This window comes from Sphingobium sp. YBL2, from assembly GCF_000943805.1.
GTDB lineage: Bacteria > Pseudomonadota > Alphaproteobacteria > Sphingomonadales > Sphingomonadaceae > Sphingobium > Sphingobium fuliginis.
In genome coordinates this window covers 3,729,897-3,750,088 of sequence record NZ_CP010954.1, presented here as the reverse complement: position 1 = coordinate 3,750,088, position 20,192 = coordinate 3,729,897, and the positions used below count along the sequence as shown (strand labels likewise).

The following is a 20,192-nucleotide window of genomic DNA, read 5'->3' as shown; positions in this document are numbered from 1 at the left end:
ATGGAGCAACCGATGGCGCAGGCCAGCCGCGCGGTTCACCCCGCTCTCGTCATTCTCGCGCTCTCCATGGGCGCCTTCGCCATCGGCACGACCGAATTCGCGGCGATGAGCCTGCTGCCCTTTTTCGCGGGCGATCTGCGTATCAGCGAACCCATGGCGGGCCATGCCATCAGCGCCTATGCGTTGGGCGTGGTGGTGGGCGCACCGCTGATCGCCGTGCTGGGCGCGCGGCTGCCCCGGCGGAAGCTGCTGATCGGGCTGATGGCATGGTTCGCGATAGGCAATGCGCTCAGCGCCCTGTCGCCCGACTATACGACCATGCTGTTGTTCCGCTTCCTGAGCGGTCTGCCCCATGGCGCCTATTTCGGCGTCGCGGCGCTGGTGGCGGCGTCCCTGGTGCCGAATGACCGGCGCGCGCTGGCGGTGGCGCAGGTGATGACGGGCCTGACGGTCGCCACCGTCGTCGGCGTGCCGGTGGCGAACTGGACGGGGCAGGCGCTGGGGTGGCGCTGGGGCTTTGGCATCGTGGCGTTGCTGGCGGTGATCACGGTGACGCTGGTGGCGATCTATGCGCCGCGCGACGCCGGCGATCCGGAAGCCAGCCCGATGCGCGAACTGGGCGCGTTGCGCGAACCGCAGGTGCTGCTGACGCTGCTGACCGGCGCTATTGGCTTCGGCGGCCTGTTCGCGGTTTACACCTATGTCGCCTCGACGATGATTTCCGTGACCCATGTGTCCGAGGAGTTGGTGCCGGTGGTGCTGGCGATCTTCGGCATAGGCCTGACGATCGGCAATCTGGTTGCGGCATCGGCGGCGGATCGGGCGCCGAATCGGACCGCTATCGGCGTGCTGCTGTGGAGCGCGGCGTCGCTGGCGTTGTTCCCGCTGATGGCTGGCAATATCTGGAGCCTGTCGCTGGTGATCTTCCTGATCGGCTGCGGCGGGGGCCTGGGTAGCGTGTTGCAGACCCGGCTGATGGACGTGGCGGGCGATGCGCAGACGCTGGCGGCGGCGGCGCATAACGGCGCCTTCAATGTCGCCAATGCGCTGGGACCATGGCTTGGCGGGCTCGCGATCTCGGCCGGCTACGGCCTGACATCGACCGGGTGGATCGGCGCGGGATTAGCCTTGGGGGGCTTGGCGGTCTTCCTGCTGGCCTTGAACCTGCGCCAAAGGTCATTGCGCTTGGCGGCGGTAGCCTGCGAGTAAGTCCTTCAACATCCCGCGTTCCGCCGTTCGCCGGAGCATGACAGGGTCCGAAGCGTCTAGTCCGACTCGCATAGCAGCCCGCCACCACTGTCGCGGGCCTGGAAAGCCGATGCGGCGTCGCTCGCCACGCGGGGGAAGCTGACGCCTTCGAGGGAGCCCCTTCCCTTGCAGACACTCGCGCAGTTCATGTCGACAACGCCCGGCAGCGATAGTTGATCGCCGTCATATTGGGCCACCACAATGCAATGATCGCTATGGGAGAAGCTGAGGATCAGCTTGTCGCCCGCTGGCCGCGCGGAGCCCCTGCCTGCACAGCTCTGATCCTCCCCGAAGGTCGCCTCCAGGCCGAAGCGATAGTCGCCATTTTTGGCCGGGACTACGCAAAGCGCATCGCGACCGGCTTCATGATTGCGCTGGTAGAGGCCGATGGCAGGCACCTTGGCCGCATCAGCGATCACGCCGGTTTCGATCGCTGCACGTTCGAGGCCGGAACTGGTCTGTATGCCGGTTTCGCGCGGCCCCTGTGCGGGCGCAGCCTCACGCTGGCACGCCGCGAGCAACAGCAATGCGGCAAGGCTAGTCGGCCGCATCGACAGCTGTCAGGCCTTCCGGGCCGATGCGGCGGAAGAAGCAGGAGCGCGCGCCGGTGTGACAGGTGGGACCTGCGGGTAGGGCCTTCACCCAGACAGCGTCCTGGTCGCAATCGATGCGAAGATCGCGCACCTGCAACATATGGCCGGACGTCTCGCCCTTCTTCCAAAGTGACTGGCGGCTGCGCGACCAGAAATGCGCAAGGCCGGTATCGCGGGTAAGCTGAAGCGCCTCCGCATTCATATGCGCGACCATCAGCAGTTCCCCGCTGTCCACATCGGTCACGACGGCCGTGATCAGGCCGTCCTTGTCATATTTGGGATTGAGGGTCAGTCCCCGGTCACGTGCTTCGTCCATGAAGGCGGCTATAGAGGGCGGTGGCCCTCGTGCGAAGCCCTGAATGATGAAGAGCCGTCGCGGGAAAGAAGGAGAGCAGTTTCGACTGGCTGAGCGTGAACCAGGGACGAAGGCGACCGGGCGCCCCTCACGCAAATTCATCCAGCGAAGAAGGAAAATGGGGCGATCGACGGGATCCGAACCCGCGACCTCCGGTACCACAAACCGGCGCTCTAACCAACTGAGCTACGATCGCCACAGGGGCTGTGCCCCTTGAGAGAAGGGCCACATATGCGGCCCTTCCCGCGCCGTCAAGCGGCCTGATGCGGAAAAAGCCGCAATGCCGAAATAAAAAGAAAAGGGGTGAGAAGCGTGATGCTCCCACCCCTTTTCATGCCCGGGAAGATCAGCGCGCATGAGAGCCCCGCTCCCTGCTGCCGCGCTCAAATCCGGCAGTCTCTCTCCGATAAAAATTCCGCCAACCGCGATGCCGGCTCGAAAACGGACCGAGGCGCTCCGCCGGGGAGCGCCCCTTGAAAATCCTTAGTTGACCGAGTCCTTCAGGCCCTTGCCGGCCTTGAACTTGGGCTGAGCCGAAGCCTTGATCGTCATCGTCTCGCCCGTGCGCGGGTTGCGGCCGGTCGAGGCCTTGCGCTGCGAAACGGAGAAAGTGCCGAAACCGACCAGACGAACTTCATCCCCCTTCTTCAGGGCTCCGGTGATGGCGTCGAAAACACCCTCGACGGCCTTGCTGGCGTCGCTCTTGGAAAGGCCGCTGCTTTCAGCGACTGCGCTGATAAGATCCTGCTTGTTCATGCCTTGGGAACCCCCTTCTAGCTGTTTGGATAGTTTAGGAATCGCGGCGTAGGCGGCGCAATAAGGCCCAGCTTTCGGGCCTTGTCAAAGGGAAAGCGGCGTCGGCGGCCGGTCAAGCAAGATTTTATGGTAAAAGCTTGCTGAATAGCCGTGCGACGCCGCTTTCCTTAGTCAGCTCAGTGACGAATGGACGCTTCCCCGTCCCGCCCCTGCGCCGGGTTCGGCTGGGCGGCAAGGTCATCCTCCTCGGTCCACGCGATCGCTTCCGGCTTGCTCATCAGTGCGCGGGCCAGCACCTCATCGACATGGGACACGGGAACGATCTCCAGCCCTTCCTTGATATTGGCCGGAATCTCCGCCAGATCCTTCTCGTTTTCCGCGGGGATCAACACCGTCTTGATGCCGCCCCGCAACGCTGCGAGCAGCTTTTCCTTGAGGCCGCCGATAGGAAGGACGCGGCCCCGCAGCGTGACTTCACCGGTCATCGCCACATCCTTGTGCACCGGAATGCCGGTCAGGGTCGACACGATGGTCGTCACCATGCCTATGCCTGCCGAGGGGCCATCCTTGGGCACCGCGCCTTCGGGAAGGTGGATGTGGATATCCTTGCGGGTAAAAATGCTGGGCTTGATCCCATAGCCGGGCGAGCGCGCCTTCACATAGGAGAAGGCGGCCTGGACCGACTCGTTCATGACCTCGCCCAGCTTGCCGGTGGTCTTGATCGCGCCCTTGCCGGGCACGGTCACCGCTTCGATGGTCAGCAGTTCGCCGCCCACCTCGGTCCACGCCAAGCCCGTCACCGCGCCGATCTGATGCTCTTCCTCACCCACGCCGTGGCGGAATTTACGCACGCCGGCATAGTCGGCCAGATTGTCCGGCGTGATCGTCACCTTGTCATAGGCGCCTTCGAGGATCTTGCGCAGCGCCTTGCGGGCGAGGCGCGCCACTTCGCGCTCCAGCGTGCGGACGCCGGCTTCGCGGGTGTAGTAGCGGATCAGATCGCGAACCGCCTCCTCCGTGACGTCGAGTTCGCCTTCCTTGAGGCCGTGGGCGTCGATCTGCTTGGGCAGCAGATGCCGCTGGGCGATCTCGACCTTTTCATCCTCCGTATAGCCTTCGAGCCGGATGATCTCCATGCGGTCGAGCAAAGGTTGCGGCAGATTCAGGGAGTTGGCGGTGGTCACGAACATGACGTCTGAAAGGTCGACGTCGATCTCCAGATAATGATCCTGGAACTTGCTGTTCTGTTCGGGGTCCAGCACCTCCAGCAGCGCGGAGGCTGGGTCGCCGCGAAAATCCTGTCCCAGCTTGTCGATTTCGTCCAGCAGGAAGAGCGGGTTCATCGTCCCGGCCTTCTTGAGGTTGGTCACGATCTTGCCCGGCAACGAACCGATATAGGTGCGGCGGTGCCCACGGATTTCCGCTTCGTCGCGCACGCCGCCCAGCGACTGGCGCACGAACTCCCGCCCGGTCGCCTTGGCGATCGAACGGCCGAGCGAGGTCTTGCCGACGCCCGGAGGGCCGACGAGGCACAGGATGGGGCCCTTCAGCTTGTTGGTGCGCGCCTGCACCGCGAGATATTCGATGATCCGGTCCTTGACCTTCTCCAGCGCGAAATGATCCTCATCGAGGATCGCCTGCGCCTTTTTGAGGTCGGTCTTGACCTTGCCCTTCTTGCCCCAGGGCAGGCCCAGCAGCACGTCGAGATAGTTGCGCACCACCGTGGCTTCGGCGGACATGGGCTGCATGCCCTTGAGCTTCTTCAGCTCCGCCGTCGCCTTGGCGCGGGCTTCCTTGCTCAGCTTGGCCTTCGCGATCTTCTCGGTGAGTTCAGCGAGTTCGTCGCCTTCTTCGCCATCGCCATTGCCCAGTTCGCGCTGGATCGCCTTCAACTGCTCATTGAGATAATATTCGCGCTGGGTCTTCTCCATCTGCCGCTTCACGCGGCCGCGAATCTTCTTCTCCACCTGGAGCACGCCCAATTCGCCCTCCATGAAGGCGAAGACCATTTCGAGGCGCTTGACCGGGTCGGCTTCGACCAGCAGCGACTGCTTGTCGGCGACCTTGACGTTGATGTTGGCGGCGACGGCATCGGCCAGACGCCCCGCATCCTCGATCTCGCGCAACTGCACGGGGGTTTCCGCCGGCAGCTTCTTGTTGAGCTTGGCGTAATTTTCGAACTGCTCCGCCACCGAACGCATCAGCGCGGCGGCCTCCGGCCCTTCGGCGTCGATTTCCTCGACCGCCGTCACATCCGCGACCATATGGCCGTCGGCCTGTCCGATGCCGTCCAGCCGGGCGCGCTGCTTGCCCTCCACCAGCACGCGAACGGTGCCGTCGGGCAGCTTCAGCAATTGCAGCACCACGGCGATGACGCCGGTGTCGTAGAGCGAATCCTGGCCCGGATCATCCTCCGCCGGGTCGAGCTGCGACACGAGGAAGATTTCCTTGTCGCCTTCCATCGCCGATTCGAGCGCGGCCACGCTCTTGTCGCGGCCCACGAACAGCGGCACGATCATCTGCGGGAAGACGACGATGTCGCGCAGAGGAAGCAGGGGATATTGCGTAGTCATTCACTCTCCGGGGTGACATTCCACCCAGTCATGCGGTTCATCGCCTTTATGGGGATGGTCGCCGCATGGTTCAATCATGCGTTATGGGATCGCAATGATGAATAAAGGCTGATCCCCGGCACGCTCACGATCAGAAAGGCAGCTTGAAGCCGGGCGGCAGCGGCAGGCCGGCGGTCATCTTGCCCATTTCGGCGCTGGACACTTCATCCGCCTTCTTGCGCGCATCGTTGAACGCGGCGGTGATAAGGTCCTCCAGCATCTGCTTTTCCGACACGGCGAGCAGGCTGTCGTCGATGGCGACACCCAATATGCGCCCCTTGGCCGAGGCGCGGACCTTGACCAGTCCGCCGCCTGCGCTGCCCTCCACCTCCAGCTTGTCGAGATTTTCCTGGGCGCGTTGCAGTTCCTCCTGCACGCGGCTCGCCATGCCCAATATTTCGTTCAGATCCTTCATCGCTCTGCACTCCATTGTTCGAGCTCGTCGCCAAGCTCGGCATCGGGGAAAGCAGCCAACGCCGCCTTGACCACCGGGGTTTCCATGATTTCCGCACGGGCATCCGCCGCCTTGCGCATTTCCTGTTCCAGCAGGGTCGGCGCGGCAGGACCGTCGACGGCGCTGACGCGCCAGGCCGTGCCGGTCACCTCGCGCAGCGCCGGGTTCAGGCGGGCAAGGAAATCGGACGACAGGGAAGACGTCGGGGCATAGTCCAGCTCCGGCGCGGCATAGCGGACAAGGCCGATGCAATCATGCATTTCCTGCGCAAGTTGCCCCTTCCCGCGCTGCCAGAAGGCTTCGATCAGCTCTTCGAAGCTGGCCGGAAGTTTCGCGGCAGGTGATCCGGAGGGTATGGCGGCGGGCGCCTGCCCCGGAGCGGCGGCCGCAGGCGCGCCTTCGCGCAGCAGGCGGGCGATCTCGCCGGGGTCGGGCATGGTCGCGGCGTGCATCACGCGCAGCAGCGCCATTTCGCAGCTTTCGATCGGCAATGCCGCGCTGGCAACCTCTTCATGGCCCTTCAGCAGCAATTGCCATAGCCGGTGCAGCGGCGCGAAGCCGAGTTGCAAGGCCCAATCCGCCAGAGCCTCGCGCTCCTCCGCCGACTGGCCGGGATTGGCGATGTCGCGGCCCGCCTTCACTAGCGCCACCGCATGGACCAGTTCCAGCAGGCCACGCATCAGCGAGAGCGGCTCCACGCCAAGCGCATATTGATCGCGCACCGCGCCAAGCAGCGCGCCGGTGTCGCCTTCGAGCAGCAGGCCCAGCAGGCGGCGTGTGGCGCCCCTGTCGGAGAGGCCCAGCATGTCGCGAACCTGCATGGCGGTGACGAGCGGGGCGCCTTCGCCCATTTCCGCATGCGCTATGGCCTGGTCCAAGATGGACAGGCCGTCGCGCGCCGAACCCTCGGCCGCCTGGGCGATCAGCGCCAGCGCATCGGGTTCGGCCGCGACCGATTCCGCCTCCACAACATGGGCGAAATGGGCGGCGAGCAGTTCGGCGGGGATGCGGCGCAGGTCGAAGCGCTGGCAGCGCGACAGCACCGTCACCGGCACCTTGTTCACTTCCGTCGTGGCGAAGAGGAATTTCACATGCGCCGGCGGCTCCTCCAGCGTCTTCAGAAGCGCGTTGAAGGCGTTCTTGGACAGCATGTGAACTTCGTCGATGATATAGATCTTGTAGCGGGCCGAAACGGCGGCGTAGCGCACCGCCTCTATGATTTCCCGCACATCGTCGACGCCGGTATGGCTGGCGGCGTCCATTTCGACCACGTCGATATGGCGTCCCTCGGCAATGGCCATGCAGGGTTCGCAGACGCCGCAGGGATCGATGGTGGGACCGCCCTGCCCGTCCGGGCCGATGCAGTTCAGCGCCTTGGCGATGAGGCGCGCGGTGGAGGTTTTCCCCACGCCGCGCACGCCGGTCATCAGGAAGGCATGGGCCAGGCGTCCCCGGCGGATCGCATTGCCCAGCGTCTGGACCATCGCGTCCTGCCCGATCAGTTCCCGGAAATTGCGCGGGCGATATTTGCGCGCGAGCACGCGATAGGGCTGGGGGGAATCGGACATGCGAATCTTCTAGCCGTTCGTACGGGGCTTGGCGACCCGAAGGGCAGCCTTCATCGTTCCAACATCGAAAGAAGAAGTGGACGCCGTCAGGCCCGGTCCGAACGGATGCTGTTTGGAGGTGGGAGCCGGAACGACCCGCAGCGAAATCACTGTGGCTGCTTCCGTCAGGACCTGACCAGGTTCGCGACGACTACGTCCGCCCGACTCCCGGCGCGGCATATGGCGAAAGGTGGCGGTTATGGCAAGGGGCCAAGGAAAGGGATCGCCAGAAGAGCGCCGTATTCCTTGCAAGGTCGCGGCGTTATTCCAGCCCCGTCTTCTGCGCCTTCCCGACGAAATCCAGCGCCGCGCGGGCGGTTTCGGCTATGGCGGCTTCGGCGGCCCTGGCGTCGATGGTCGGGCGGTCGAGATAGATGGCGAGGATATATTCCTCGCCTGACGGGGCCTTTACAAGCGCCACGTCATTATAGGCGGTGCCGCAGCTTCCGGTCTTGCTGCCCGATGTCCAGCCCTTGGGCAGGCCCGCCTTGATCCGGTTGGCGCCGGTTGTGCTGGCATTGAGCCAGCCGCGCAGCTTTTCGGCGCTTTCCGGCGCGAGGTCGCGGAAGATCAGGCGGCCCATCAGTCCGGCCATGGCGGCGGGGCTGGTGGTGTCGCGCTCGTCGCCCTCGACATTCTCGTTGAGCGAGGGCTCATTGCGGTCGAGCCGCGTCACCATGTCGCCATGGGCGCGGATGAAGCGGGTCAGGCCCTCCGGCCCGCCGACCATCGGCAGCAGCAGGTTGGCGGCGCTGTTGTCGCTGACCTCCACGGCTGCCGCCGCCAGTTCCTCCATCGACATGCGGCCGCGCTTCACATTCTTCCTGACGACCGGGGCATAGTCCAGGAGATCGGACTTGGTGAAGCTGATCTGCCCCTCCAACCCGAACTTGCCGCCTTCCGCGCCGGTCAGCACGGCGGCGGCGAGCGGGGCCTTGAAGGTCGAACACATGGCGAAGCGCTCGTCCCGGTTGAAGCCCAGCATTAAAGCGCCCTTGCTGTCGACCAGCGCGACGCCCAGCCGGCCGCCGGTCGCGCTCTCTATCTCCTTGGGATTGCGCACGGATGCCAAAGCGGATTCGCTCACCATGTAGCGGGGCGCTGGCGGCAGGAGCGAAGGTCGCGGCGCCTCCTGCTGCGCGAAAGCCGGCGCGGCGAGCAGCAGGGCCGCAAGGATCAGGCGCTTCGACAAGCCTACATCCCCTGCATATTATAGGATTCGCCCGGAATGCGGACCGTCAGGCTGTCCAGCTTTTCGTCCAGCACGATCTGGCAGGACAGGCGGCTGGTTCGGGTCGCGGCGGCGGCAAGGTCCAGCATGTCCTCCTCATCCTCGCTCGCCCGCTTCAGCTTCGGGAAGTCGGCGGCATCGACGATGACATGGCAGGTGGAGCAGGCCATCTGCCCCTCGCAGGTTCCCTCGAGCGGCTGGCCCGCTGCCTGCGCGACCTCCAGCAACACGGCGCCCGTCGGCGCTTCGACCTCCTGCTTATGCTCTCCATCGGCGCTGATGAAGACGACCCTGGTCATGATATGCGTTCCCCGCTCTCTGTTGCCGCATGATGCGAAAAACGGTTTTCCGCTCTTTCGCACGACGCTTCATGGCGCCCATATTTGGGCTGCCCTGTTCATTGCCTCCGCCGCATCCCCCAATTCGGCCAGTGTCGTGTACCGGCCGAAGCCGATCCGCACCGATCCGCGCGCGTCCGCGTCTGAAAGGCCGAGTGCGCGCAGCACATGGCTAGGCCGCCCGGACCCACTTGCGCAAGCGCTGCCGAGCGAAAAAGCGACATCGCGGCATTCCGACAACAACCGCGCGCCGTCGACTCCTGCCCTTCGGAGGTTCAGATTGCCATGATAGCGCAAATCCTCGCTGCCGTTGACCGTCCATTGGGAGAAGAGGCCATGGGCGGCGCTCCAGAGCGCTTCCACATGCAGGCGGTCGCTTTCCGCCCGTTCGCGCATCAGCCGGGCGGCGGCCCCGAAACCCGCGCACAGGGCCGGCGAAAGGGTGCCCGAACGCAGGCCGCCCTCCTGGCCGCCGCCGTGGATGATCGGCGTGAGAGTCACGTCCTCGCGCAGCCAGAGCGCCCCGATGCCTTTCGGCCCATGGATCTTGTGGGCGCTGATCGCGATCATGTCGCAGCGGGGCGCGATGGGCACGCGGCCATAGCCCTGCACGGCGTCGCAGAGGAACAGCGCGCCTGCGCTGTGCGCAAGATCGGCCAGCTCCGCAACAGGCTGGATGACGCCGATCTCGTTATTGACCAGCATGGCCGCGACGAGCGCCGTGCCGGGACGGATCGCCCTGGCGGCTTCCTCAAGGTCGACGATCCCGTCGGGACCGACCGGCAGGATCGTGACGTCCCGGCCCGCCCGGCGCAGTGCGTCGACCGTGTCGAGGACGGCGGCATGTTCGGTGGCGATGGTGACGATGCCGCCCGGCGGAGCGCCCTGGATCGCCATGTTGAGCGCCTCGGTCGCGCCGGAGGTGAAGATCAGGCGGCCGCCATCGGGCAGCAGCTTCAGGATTTCCGCGCGGGCAAGATCGACCTGCGCGGTGGCGGCGCGGCCCAGCCTGTGGGCGCTGTGCGGATTGGCGAACTGGTCGCGGAGCAGGGAGACCATCGCATCGAAGGCTTCGGGCGCAAGAGGCGTCGTCGCCTGATAATCGAGATAGATCGTCACCGGGCCCGCCCCGCCATCCGGGTCCAGGCTGCGGCGAAGCGATCCAGATCCTTCTCGCTCGTATCCGGGCCGAAGCTGACCCGGACGACTTCGCCCGCCCGCGCATCGTCCCAGCCCATGGCATGGAGGACATGGCTGGTCTTGAGCGAACCCGAAGAACAGGCGCTGCCGGCCGAAACGGAAATGCCGGCGAGGTCGAACTGGATAAGCTGGGCGCGGGCGGAAAGGCCGGGCATGCGATAGCTGGCGATGGTCGGGATGCGCGGGGCATTGCGGGCGACGATCTCTCCGCCGGCCGCTTCGATGGCGGCGTCGAGCCGCGCGCGAAGGATCGCGGCTTTGGAAAGCCAGTCCGTGCGCGCGTCGAGCGCCGCCGCCATGGCGAGGATGGCGGGCAGGTTTTCGGTGCCGGGGCGATAGCCCTGCTCCTGGCCGCCGCTCGGGCGGATCAGCGCAAGATCCTTGATCAGAAGCGCGCCCGTGCCCGGAGGACCGCCGAATTTATGCGCGCTGATCGCGATCATGTCGGCATCCGGGAGGGGGAGTTTGCCTGCACTCTGGGCGCAGTCCGCGAAAAGGACGGCGCCCTTGCGGTCTATCGCGTCGAGAGGCTGGATGACCCCGGTTTCGTTGTTGACATGCTGGATGGCAAGGATGGTCTCATGCCCCTCCTCCTCGCAACGGCGGGAAGGACCAGGGAGAAGGCCATTTGCGTCCACCTGAAGCCGCTCGGCCTGGGGCGTGACGCGCAGGACCGAATCATGTTCGACGGGAGAGGTCAGGATGCGGTCAAAGCTGGCGCGGCCCAGCGCGATGGCGATGGCTTCGCTCGCGCCGGAGGTGAAGATGATCTGCCCGCCCCATCCCAGCGCCGCGCCGATGCGCCGCCGGGCATCCTCCAGCAGGGCGCGGGCGGCGCGGCCGTCGCCATGGGGGCTGGACGGGTTGGACCAGTTCTCCATCGCCTCGACCATCGCTGCCCTTGCCTGGGGCAGGATCGGCGTGGTGGCGGCGTGATCCAGATAGAGACGGTCGGAAGCCACGGATTTGGGAAGACTCATTGATTGCGGAAATGGTGGCGACTTCTATATAGGCGGTCTGTCGCGCAGCGCCAGCACTGGCTGCTGCGCCCTCTCCATTCGCGGCTCGCCCGGTTTCGGGTTGGGCCGCCCAGAACCATAACAGGTGCCATGCCCGACGTTATTTTCCCCGGACCCGAAGGTCGCCTCGAAGGCCGCTTCAGCCCGCCGCCCCGCCCCCGCGCACCCGTCGCGATGATCCTGCATCCGCACCCGCAGGGCGGCGGCACGATGAACGACCGCATCACCCAGGCGCTCTACAAGACCTTCGTGCGGCGCGGCTTCGCCACCTTGCGCTTCAACTTCCGGGGCGTCGGGCGCAGCCAGGGCACGTTCGACAACGGCATTGGCGAACTGTCGGATGCCGCCGCCGCGCTCGACTGGGTGCAGAGCTTCCATCCGGAGGCGCAGACGACCTGGATCGCCGGCTTCTCCTTCGGTGCGTGGATCGGCATGCAGCTTTTGATGCGCCGTCCGGAAATCCGGGGCTTCATCTCGGTAGCGCCGCCGGCTAACATGTATGACTTCTCCTTCCTGGCGCCCTGCCCCTCCTCCGGCATCATCGTGCAGGGGACGGCGGACGAGGTCGTGACGGCAAGCGCCGTGCAGAAGCTGGTGGACAAGCTGCGCACGCAGAAGGGCATCACCATCCACCATGACGAAATCCGTGGCGCGAACCATTTTTTCGAGCATGAACTGGACCAGCTCATGAAGTCGGTCGACAATTATCTCGACATGCGCCTGTCGCCGGATTCTCCGATCCGATAAGGCGATTGCCGCTGTTCGAGGTGGAGGGGCTGCTGCGGCGGCCCCTTTTCTTTTGGCCCATCGTACATGGTCTCCCGCAAGGGAATGGAAGCTGCGGTTGAGGCGGCTGAGGAATTTTGCGCTTGGCCCGTCGACATGCGGGCTTTAGCGGCAGCGCCCCATGACCGATCCGAAGAACGACGTCCGCCTGATCTGGAGCCGCTATTACAGCGCCTTCGTCCCCGCTCCCGCCGGTCCCGGCTTCCTGGACCGGCTGAAGGCGGCGAGCGGCGCCATTGGCGGCATCGCCGTTACCGGGCTGCTCTGCGGACTGATGCTGGGAAACGGGATCGCCCATCCACTGCTGGTCGCACCCATGGGCGCATCGGCGGTGTTGCTTTTTGCCGTGCCCGCCAGTCCACTGGCCCAGCCCTGGCCGGTATTGGGCGGCAATATCATATCGGCACTGGTCGGAGTCATGGTGGTCCGGCTGATCCCCGATCCCACCATCGCCGCCGCGCTGGCGGTAGGCTGCGCGATCGGCGCCATGTCGCTGCTGCGCTGCCTCCACCCGCCCGGAGGCGCCGTCGCCCTCTCCGCCGTATTGGGCGCGACGCATGGCGCGCCGAGCTATATGTTCGCGATCGTGCCTGTCGGCGTGAACACGGCGCTGCTCGTGACCGTCGCAATCCTCTTCCACCGGCTGGCCGGGCACAGCTATCCCCATGTCGCAGCCAAGGCGGCGACCACCCATGGCACCAGCGACCCCGCGCCGATCCTGCGCACGCCGTCCGAACAGGACGTGGAGGAAGCGCTGAACGCCTATGGCGACAGGCTGGACGTGAATGCGGCCGACTTGCAGGCGGTGCTGCACGATGCGGAAATGCGGGCGGCCGAGCGGGCGCATGGCAGGCTGACGTGCGGCGAGATCATGTCGCGCGATGTCGTCACCGTGCGGGCGGGCCAGCCGGTGGTCGCGGCGCGGCAATTGCTGCACGAGCGGCGGCTGCTGTCGCTTCCCGTGCTGGACGATGCCGGCCGGGTTCAGGGCGTGGTGGGCCCGCTGGATCTGGTGAGAGAGGGCGGGCGGGTGCAGGACATCGCATCCGAGCCCTATATCGTGCATGCGGACACGCCGGTGGCGGCTCTGCTGCGGCCATTGACCAGCGGTGCCCGACGCGAGGCGATCGTGGTCGATGACGATCGGCGGCTATGCGGACTGGTTACACAGACCGACCTGCTGACGGCGATGGCCTTTCGCGCCTAGCGGGCGTTTTCCAGCACCGGCAGGTCCGGCCCGGGAATCGCGGAGATGGCGACATTGCCGAACATCACCAGTCCGGCGAGGATCATCAGCATGCCCCGTTTGCGGTCGCCCTTCTTCACGATGGCGTAGGCGCCGCCGCCGGTCAGCGCCATGCCTGCGAGCATCAATATGGATAAAATCGTGCCAGCCATGAAGCAGGCCATAGGTCGGCCGGTGGACTGTGGCAATATCGCGGCGCTGCCCCTATGAGGCGCGGGAACGAATCACCTTTTGCGTGAGTGGACAACCTTATCGTGAAAATCGCCATCGCTTCCGACCATGCCGCCATCGATCTGAAGGCGGAACTTGCCGACTGGCTGCGCGGCGAAGGGCATGAGGTCGACGATCTGGGTCCAGCGACTGCCGACCGCGTGGATTATCCCGATTTCGGTTACAAGCTGGCGAAGGCGGTGGCGTCCGGCGCCGCCGAACGCGGCATTGCGCTCTGCGGATCGGGCATCGGCATTTCCATCGCCGTGAACCGCAACCCCGCCTGCCGCTGCGCTCTGGTGTCGGAGCCGTTGTCGGCCGCGCTCAGCCGCGAGCATAATGATACCAATGTCCTCGCCATGGGCGCGCGCCTGACCGGCGTCGACATGGCCAAGGCCTGCGTCTCCGCCTTCCTTTCCACCGATTTCGGCGGTGGCCGCCATGCCGGCCGCGTTGAAAAGCTCTCCCATCCCGCGCTTTAAGGAGCCTGCCCTATGAGCACCGCTACCCTCACCCAGCCCGACCTGTCGGACATCCGCTCCGAAGGCTATTTCACGCGCAGCCTGGCCGATGCCGATCCGGCGGTGTTCGCGGGCGTCACCAGGGAATTGAAGCGCGAGCAGAACCAGATCGAGCTGATCGCTTCGGAAAATATCGTATCCAAGGCGGTGCTGGAGGCGCAGGGTTCGGTCTTCACCAACAAATATGCCGAAGGCTATCCCGGCAAGCGCTATTATCAGGGCTGCGCCCCGTCGGACGAGGTCGAGCAGCTGGCCATCGACCGCGCGAAGGAAATCTTCAACTGCGGCTTCGTCAATGTGCAGCCCCATTCGGGCGCGCAGGCGAACGGCGCGGTGATGCTGGCGCTGACCAAGCCGGGCGACACCATCATGGGCCTGTCGCTCGACGCCGGCGGTCACCTGACACATGGCGCGAAGCCCGCGCTGTCGGGCAAATGGTATAATGCCGTGCAATATGGCGTGCGCGAGGATACGCACCTCATCGATTATGACGCGCTGGAGGCGCAGGCGATCGAAGCAAAGCCCACGCTGATCATCGCGGGCGGTTCGGCCTATCCCCGCCACCTCGACTTCGCCCGCTTCCGCGCGATCGCGGACAAGGTCGGCGCGCTGCTGATGGTGGACATGGCGCATTTTGCCGGGCTGGTGGCTGGCGGGGCGCATCCGACGCCCTTTGGCCATGCCCATGTCGTGACCACCACCACGCACAAGACCCTGCGCGGTCCGCGTGGCGGCATGATCCTGACCGATGACGAGGCCATTGCGAAGAAGATCAATTCGGCGGTGTTCCCCGGCCTTCAGGGCGGGCCGCTGATGCATGTGATCGCGGCGAAGGCGGTTGCCTTCGGCGAGGCGCTGCGTCCTGAATTCAGGACTTATGCGCAGGCGATCGTCACCAATGCAAAGGCGCTGGCTTCGAAGCTGGAGCAGCGCGGCCTCGCGGTGGTTTCCGGCGGCACCGACACGCATCTCGCCCTGATCGACCTGCGCCCCTACGGCATTTCGGGCAAGGATGCGGACGAGGCGCTGGAACGCAGCTTCATCACCTGCAACAAGAATGGCGTGCCGGGCGATCCGCTGCCGCCGACCAAGACCAGCGGTATTCGGGTTGGTTCCCCTGCGGGAACGACGCGCGGGTTCGGCGTTGCGGAGTTCGAGGCCATTGGCGACATGATCGCGGATGTTCTGGAGGGGCTGCGCGATCATGGCGAGCATGGCGACGCAGCCGTGGAAGCCAATGTGCGCGACCGCGTCTCCGCCCTCTGCGCCCGTTTCCCGATCTACGAAGGGTAAGCGCCCTTGCGTTGCCCCTTCTGCGCCCATGACGACAGCCAGGTGAAGGACAGCCGCCCGACGGAGGATGGCGCAGCCATCCGCCGCCGGCGTCAGTGCGAAGCCTGCGGCGCGCGCTTCACCACCTTCGAACGGATACAGCTCCGCGACATCTGGGTGGTGAAGAGCGAGGGGCGCAAGGAAGCCTTCGACCGGGACAAGCTGGCGCGCTCCATCGGCATCGCCTGCCGGAAGCGGCCGATCGATCCCAGTCGGCTGGAGAAGCTGATCTCCGGCATCCAGCGGCAGTTGGAGACGTCAGGCGACGGCGAAGTTCCAGCGCGGGCGATTGGGGAAATGGTGATGGAAGGGCTGAAACGCCTCGACAGCGTTGCCTATATCCGCTTCGCCAGCGTGTACAAGGACTTCACCGATGCTCGGGATTTCGAGGATTTCGCCTCCACGGTGAAGGAGGTCGGGAGTGATTGAGGGCTCTCATGCCTCCCTCAACCTCCGTTCGTCCTGAGTAGCCATTGAGCCTGTCGAAATGGCGTATCGAAGGACCTTGCCATGACATTCCACGCCTATATGCTGCGTTGTTCGGACGGCAGCTATTATCTGGGGCACGCGGATAATCTGGAAAGCCGCATCGCTCAGCATCAAGCTGGCGAAATTGCAGGATATACGCAAAACCGACGGCCAGTGTCTCTGGTCTGGCAACAGGATTTCGGAACTCGCGAAGAAGCACTGTCCGCTGAGCAGCAGGTCAAAGGCTGGTCGCGGAAGAAAAAGGAAGCGCTGATCGCTGGCGACTGGGACATGATCAGTCTGCTCGCGCGCAAGTCCTTCGATACGGGGCTTCGACAAGCTCAGCCCCTACCCAGGACGAACGGTAACATGGAAAAAATTACGCCCCTCACCCCCGTTATCGTCCTCGTCCGCCCGCAATTGGGCGAGAATATCGGCAAGGCGGCGCGGGCGATGCTGAATTTCGGGTTGGTCGAGATGCGGCTTGTCAGCCCGCGCGACGGCTGGCCCAATCCGGATGCGGGGCCGTCAGCGGCCGGCGCCGATGTGGTGCTGGACAAGGCGGAGGTGTTCGAGACGCTGGCCGACGCCGTGGCCGATTGCGCGCATGTCTATGCGACGACCGTGCGCAAGCGCGGCGTGACCAAGCCGGTGGTGACGCCCGAAGAGGCGGCGCGGGAGGTCCACGCTGCTGCCGGGCGCTCCGCCTATGTGTTCGGGCCTGAGCGGTCGGGACTGGAGACAGAGGATGTGGCGCTGGCGCGGAAAATCCTGACGGTGCCGATCAATCCGGAATTCGGATCGCTCAATCTGGCGCAGGCGGTGATCCTGTGCGCCTATGAATGGTCGAAGCAGGCCTCCCTGGAGCAGCCGACGGTGGTCGATCTGGGCGAACCGGCGCCGCAGTCGGAACTGGAAGGAATGATCGCGCAGTTCGAGAATCTGCTGGAAGGCGCAGGCTATTTCTTCCCGCCGGACCGAGCGCCCGCAACCAAGCGGACCTTGCGGAACCTGCTGACCAAGCCGGGCTGGAACCATCTGGAGGTGCGGACTTTGCGCGGAGTGTTGTCCGCATTGGGCAATCCACGGTCGCGCTGAAGGCTGGGCGCAGCCCGTTCCTGCCAAGGCAGGCGCAGGTCACATCAAGCGTTTCGTCGATCGAACTCAGTCATCTCATACGCGATCGAGGCTTCGACCAACTGATCCCACAGCTTCGCGATCGCTTCCCCGGGCAGGCCCAGCCGTTCCGCTTCGGCGCGTGCATTTGCAATGACTTCCGCCTTGCGCGTTTCGTCACGGACCGCGCCACGCTCCGGCTTGATGCGGGCGGCGGCGCGCATATGGGCGAAACGCTGGGCGAGGATGGCGACAAGCTGGCGGTCGAGTTCGTCCACGCCTGCGCGGACTTCGGCCATGGTCGTGTAGCTTTCGGGGTTCATGGCCCGCTCACCTAAGCCGGGAACACCGGCCTGTCGAGGGTTGACATGCCCCGCGCCCTTCGTCATAGGCGCCGCTTCGCGATTGGCTCCGCATCCCGGTGAAGCGGTGGCCCTGCCCCTGAAATATGGATCGCAGGCGATACCGGGGACAACGTTATAAGCAATTGTCTTAGGAATATATCATGTCGAAGCGTTCAAGCGCCAAGTACAAACTCGACCGCCGCATGGGCGAGAACATCTGGGGCCGCCCGAAGAGCCCGGTCAACAAGCGTGAATATGGCCCCGGCCAGCATGGCCAGCGCCGCAAGGGCAAGATGTCTGACTATGGCATTCAGCTCCGCGCCAAGCAGAAGCTGAAGGGCTATTATGGCGACGTCACCGAAAAGCAGTTCAAGAAGGCCTATATCGAAGCCGCCCGTCTGAAGGGCGACACCGGCCAGAACCTGATCGGCCTGCTGGAGCGCCGCCTTGACGCCGTCGTCTATCGCGCCAAGTTCGCTCCGACCATCTGGTCGGCCCGTCAGCTCGTGTCGCATGGCCACATCTATGTGAACGGCGTGAAGTGCAACATCGCGTCGCGTCTGGTGAAGCCGGGCGATGAGATCACGCTGGGCAAGAAGGCGCAGGAAATGGCGCTCGTCCTGGAGGCTCAGGGCCTGCCCGAGCGCGACATTCCCGACTATGTCGTCGCGGACGGCGCTGCCAAGGTCACCTATGTCCGCGTGCCGACGCTGGACGAAGTGCCCTATCCGGTGAAGATGGAACCCAATCTGGTCGTCGAATTCTATTCGCGCTGATCCGGTTTCGCTTCCGGCGAGACATTCAGGAAGGCGGTCCTTCGGGGCCGCCTTTTTTGTTTGTCCGCTCGGCTTGTTTGACGCCCGGCCAACTGGCATCAACGGAGCATTCGCAGTCTTTTCAAAGGCCTTGCCATGCGCGTGCTTTTCCTGACCTCTCTCATCGCCCTCGCCAGCGGCGGCGCGGCGATCGCCGCTTCGACCGACGGCGGTCCTTCGATCGATACGATGAAGGAGGTCGTGAAGGAGATTTCCTCGGACGCCTATGAAGGACGCGCGCCCGGGACGGCGGGGGAGGAGAAGACCCTTGCCTATCTGGTGCAGCGTTTCGAGGCGCTGGGGCTGAAGCCCGGCAACAAGGGAAGCTGGTTCCAGGACGTGCCACTGGTCGAGATCGACGCGAAGAATGTGTCGCCGCTCCGCTTCACCGGCGGCAAGACGGCGGTTTCGGCCAGTTACGGCCCTGAGATGGTGATCGCCACCTACCGCACCGGCCAGCCGCATATCGAGGTGAAGGACAGTCCGGTCGTCTTTGTCGGCTATGGCATCCACGCGCCGGAGAAAAAGTGGAACGACTATGCCGGCGTCGATGTGAAGGGCAAGACGGTCCTCATCCTGGTGAACGATCCGGATTACCAGACGCCCACGCTCCGTGGCCCGTTCAATGGGCGGGCAATGACCTATTATGGCCGCTGGACCTACAAGTTCGAGGAAGCGGCGCGGCAGGGCGCGGCGGCGGCGATCATCGTGCACGACACGGTGCCGGCCGCCTATGGCTGGAACGTCGTGCAGTCGAGCTGGACCGGCGCGCAACATGTCGCGGACAGCGCCAATGGTAATGCGGACCAGTCGGCGGCCATCGGCTGGATGCAGAAGGACAAGGCCGCGGCGCTGGTGGCAAGTGCGGGCCTCAATCTCGACGCGCTGACGGCGGCGGCGAAGAAGCGCGGGTTCAAGGCGGTCCCGCTGAAGGGCGTGAAGGCCAGCGTCTCCTTCGACAACGCCATTCGCAAGCATAGTTCGAAAAATGTCGTCGCCCTCCTTCCCGGCAGGACGCGGCCTGACGAATATGTGCTCTATGCCGCGCATTGGGACCATCTGGGCCATTGCGAGGCGGCCCCAGACGGCGACGACATCTGCAACGGCGCGATCGACAATGCCACGGGAACGGCGGCGCTGGTCGCGCTGGCGGAGGCGAATGTGAAAGCTGGGGCGACGGATCGCAGCCAGGTCTTTCTCGCGGTGACGGCGGAGGAATCGGGCCTGCTGGGATCGGCCTATTATGGCAACCATCCCGTCTTTCCGCTCAGCCGGACCGTGGGCGGCGTCAACATGGACGCACTCAGCATGGCGGGCCCTGCGAAGAATGTCGTGGTGATCGGCAAGGGCAAGTCGCAGCTTGACGCCTATCTCGACCGCGCGCTGGCGGCGCAGAAGCGGGTCGCCAGCCTGGAGCCGACGCCGGAGAAAGGCTTTTACTACCGCTCAGACCATTTCAGCTTCGCCAAGCATGGCGTGCCGATGCTCTATTTCGAAGGGGGGCAGAATCTGGTGAAGGGCGGGCCCGCCGCGGGGGCAAAGGCGGCCAAGGACTATGAAGAGCATCGCTATCACGGCCCCAAGGATGAATATGATCCCAAATGGGACTGGAGTGGAGTGAAGGTGGACCTGAAGCTCTATTATGATGTGGGGCGGGCGCTGGCGAACACGACCGACTGGCCGAATTGGATGCCGGGCGACGAGTTCCGGGCGATCCGCGACAGGAGCCGGGCGATGAAATGACGGGTTTCCGCCATTTCGGGCAAAATCCTGCGCCGAAGTTCACACCATATGCGCGCGCGTGCCTGCGCGCGCGTAGGCGTCGCGAAGCGATTGGCAGGACGTTTCAAAGAGCGGTGCGGAGATAGGCCGGGCGGCGCGGAATAGGACAGACCCGAATTGCCTTCATCAAGAAATAGGATGCTTTTGGAATCAATTGTT

Annotated in this window: 21 protein-coding genes, 1 tRNA gene and 1 other RNA gene; 9 read left to right on the top strand and 14 right to left on the bottom strand. The window is 64.8% G+C overall.

Going from position 1 to position 20,192, the window contains the following annotated elements; translation table 11 throughout:
- The first annotated feature begins 12 nt into the window (after positions 1-12).
- Positions 13-1,209, top strand: coding sequence for an MFS transporter (locus TZ53_RS17270; RefSeq protein WP_025549826.1), 1,197 nt, complete (start codon positions 13-15; stop codon positions 1,207-1,209).
- Between the two features lie 56 nt (positions 1,210-1,265).
- Here the strand turns inward: TZ53_RS17270 and TZ53_RS17265 are convergent, their stop codons facing one another.
- The 12 genes from TZ53_RS17265 to TZ53_RS17215 form a co-directional block, all read right to left on the bottom strand.
- On the bottom strand, positions 1,266-1,799 hold the full coding sequence (locus TZ53_RS17265) for a hypothetical protein (protein WP_044662088.1): 534 nt from the start codon (positions 1,797-1,799) through the stop codon (positions 1,266-1,268).
- Positions 1,786-2,157, bottom strand: a complete 372-nt coding sequence (gene hisI / locus TZ53_RS17260) for a phosphoribosyl-AMP cyclohydrolase (RefSeq protein ID WP_044662087.1) — start codon at positions 2,155-2,157, stop codon at positions 1,786-1,788. The genes TZ53_RS17265 and hisI overlap by 14 nt, the downstream gene beginning before the upstream one ends.
- 158 nt (positions 2,158-2,315) lie before the next feature.
- Positions 2,316-2,392, bottom strand: a tRNA-His gene (locus TZ53_RS17255).
- Positions 2,393-2,679: 287 nt separating this feature from the next.
- A complete protein-coding gene (locus tag TZ53_RS17250; RefSeq protein ID WP_007688799.1) occupies positions 2,680-2,952 on the bottom strand; it encodes an HU family DNA-binding protein in 273 nt (90 codons plus the stop codon).
- Between the two features lie 176 nt (positions 2,953-3,128).
- Complete coding sequence (gene lon / locus TZ53_RS17245) at positions 3,129-5,525, bottom strand: endopeptidase La (protein ID WP_044662086.1); 2,397 nt, start codon at positions 5,523-5,525, stop codon at positions 3,129-3,131.
- A 130-nt stretch (positions 5,526-5,655) separates the two neighbouring features.
- Positions 5,656-5,979 carry a YbaB/EbfC family nucleoid-associated protein gene (locus tag TZ53_RS17240; protein ID WP_025549830.1) on the bottom strand — a complete coding sequence of 108 codons (324 nt, stop codon included), beginning with the start codon at positions 5,977-5,979 and terminating at the stop codon, positions 5,656-5,658.
- Positions 5,976-7,586 (bottom strand): DNA polymerase III subunit gamma/tau, encoded by a 1,611-nt coding sequence (locus tag TZ53_RS17235; protein WP_044662085.1) that lies wholly within the window; start codon positions 7,584-7,586, stop codon positions 5,976-5,978. The genes TZ53_RS17240 and TZ53_RS17235 overlap by 4 nt, the downstream gene beginning before the upstream one ends.
- A 114-nt stretch (positions 7,587-7,700) precedes the next feature.
- Positions 7,701-7,798, bottom strand: an RNA gene (ffs, locus tag TZ53_RS26230) — signal recognition particle sRNA small type.
- Positions 7,799-7,887: 89 nt separating this feature from the next.
- Positions 7,888-8,805, bottom strand: a complete 918-nt coding sequence (blaSGM, locus tag TZ53_RS17230; RefSeq protein WP_371873085.1) for an SGM family class A beta-lactamase — start codon at positions 8,803-8,805, stop codon at positions 7,888-7,890.
- 14 nt (positions 8,806-8,819) lie between these two features.
- Positions 8,820-9,155 (bottom strand): 2Fe-2S iron-sulfur cluster-binding protein, encoded by a 336-nt coding sequence (locus TZ53_RS17225; protein WP_025549833.1) that lies wholly within the window; start codon positions 9,153-9,155, stop codon positions 8,820-8,822.
- Positions 9,156-9,224: 69 nt separating this feature from the next.
- Entirely contained in the window at positions 9,225-10,313 is a 1,089-nt protein-coding gene (locus TZ53_RS17220) for a cysteine desulfurase family protein (RefSeq protein WP_229742533.1), read from the bottom strand.
- Positions 10,310-11,356, bottom strand: coding sequence for a cysteine desulfurase family protein (locus TZ53_RS17215; protein WP_044662082.1), 1,047 nt, complete (start codon positions 11,354-11,356; stop codon positions 10,310-10,312). The genes TZ53_RS17220 and TZ53_RS17215 overlap by 4 nt, the downstream gene beginning before the upstream one ends.
- Positions 11,357-11,503: 147 nt before the next feature.
- Between TZ53_RS17215 and TZ53_RS17210 the strand changes: the two genes are divergently transcribed.
- On the top strand, positions 11,504-12,160 hold the full coding sequence (locus TZ53_RS17210; RefSeq protein WP_013040443.1) for an alpha/beta hydrolase: 657 nt from the start codon (positions 11,504-11,506) through the stop codon (positions 12,158-12,160).
- A gap of 160 nt (positions 12,161-12,320) precedes the next feature.
- A complete protein-coding gene (locus TZ53_RS17205; RefSeq protein ID WP_044662081.1) occupies positions 12,321-13,406 on the top strand; it encodes an HPP family protein in 1,086 nt (361 codons plus the stop codon).
- On the opposite strand, the gene TZ53_RS17200 is transcribed toward TZ53_RS17205, so the two are convergent.
- Entirely contained in the window at positions 13,403-13,597 is a 195-nt protein-coding gene (locus tag TZ53_RS17200; RefSeq protein ID WP_044663119.1) for a hypothetical protein, read from the bottom strand. The genes TZ53_RS17205 and TZ53_RS17200 overlap by 4 nt on opposite strands.
- A gap of 102 nt (positions 13,598-13,699) precedes the next feature.
- On the opposite strand from TZ53_RS17200, the gene rpiB reads away from it, so the two are divergent.
- From rpiB to TZ53_RS17180, 4 genes are all read left to right on the top strand, one after another.
- On the top strand, positions 13,700-14,137 hold the full coding sequence (gene rpiB, locus TZ53_RS17195) for a ribose 5-phosphate isomerase B (protein ID WP_044663118.1): 438 nt from the start codon (positions 13,700-13,702) through the stop codon (positions 14,135-14,137).
- Positions 14,138-14,149: 12 nt separating this feature from the next.
- Entirely contained in the window at positions 14,150-15,469 is a 1,320-nt protein-coding gene (gene glyA, locus TZ53_RS17190; protein ID WP_044662080.1) for a serine hydroxymethyltransferase, read from the top strand.
- A 6-nt stretch (positions 15,470-15,475) separates the two neighbouring features.
- The gene (gene nrdR / locus TZ53_RS17185) at positions 15,476-15,937 is read left to right on the top strand and encodes a transcriptional regulator NrdR (RefSeq protein WP_013040447.1); all 462 of its coding nucleotides are present in this window, start codon (positions 15,476-15,478) and stop codon (positions 15,935-15,937) included.
- Positions 15,938-16,018: 81 nt separating this feature from the next.
- Positions 16,019-17,074 (top strand): TrmH family RNA methyltransferase, encoded by a 1,056-nt coding sequence (locus tag TZ53_RS17180; protein ID WP_082166355.1) that lies wholly within the window; start codon positions 16,019-16,021, stop codon positions 17,072-17,074.
- Between the two features lie 44 nt (positions 17,075-17,118).
- Here the strand turns inward: TZ53_RS17180 and TZ53_RS17175 are convergent, their stop codons facing one another.
- Complete coding sequence (locus tag TZ53_RS17175) at positions 17,119-17,415, bottom strand: chorismate mutase (RefSeq protein WP_044662079.1); 297 nt, start codon at positions 17,413-17,415, stop codon at positions 17,119-17,121.
- 182 nt (positions 17,416-17,597) lie between these two features.
- Between TZ53_RS17175 and rpsD the strand changes: the two genes are divergently transcribed.
- Both rpsD and TZ53_RS17165 read left to right on the top strand, forming a co-directional pair.
- The gene (rpsD, locus tag TZ53_RS17170; RefSeq protein WP_025549841.1) at positions 17,598-18,212 is read left to right on the top strand and encodes a 30S ribosomal protein S4; all 615 of its coding nucleotides are present in this window, start codon (positions 17,598-17,600) and stop codon (positions 18,210-18,212) included.
- Positions 18,213-18,347: 135 nt separating this feature from the next.
- Positions 18,348-19,994, top strand: a complete 1,647-nt coding sequence (locus TZ53_RS17165) for a M28 family peptidase (protein WP_044662078.1) — start codon at positions 18,348-18,350, stop codon at positions 19,992-19,994.
- Positions 19,995-20,192: the final 198 nt, after the last annotated feature.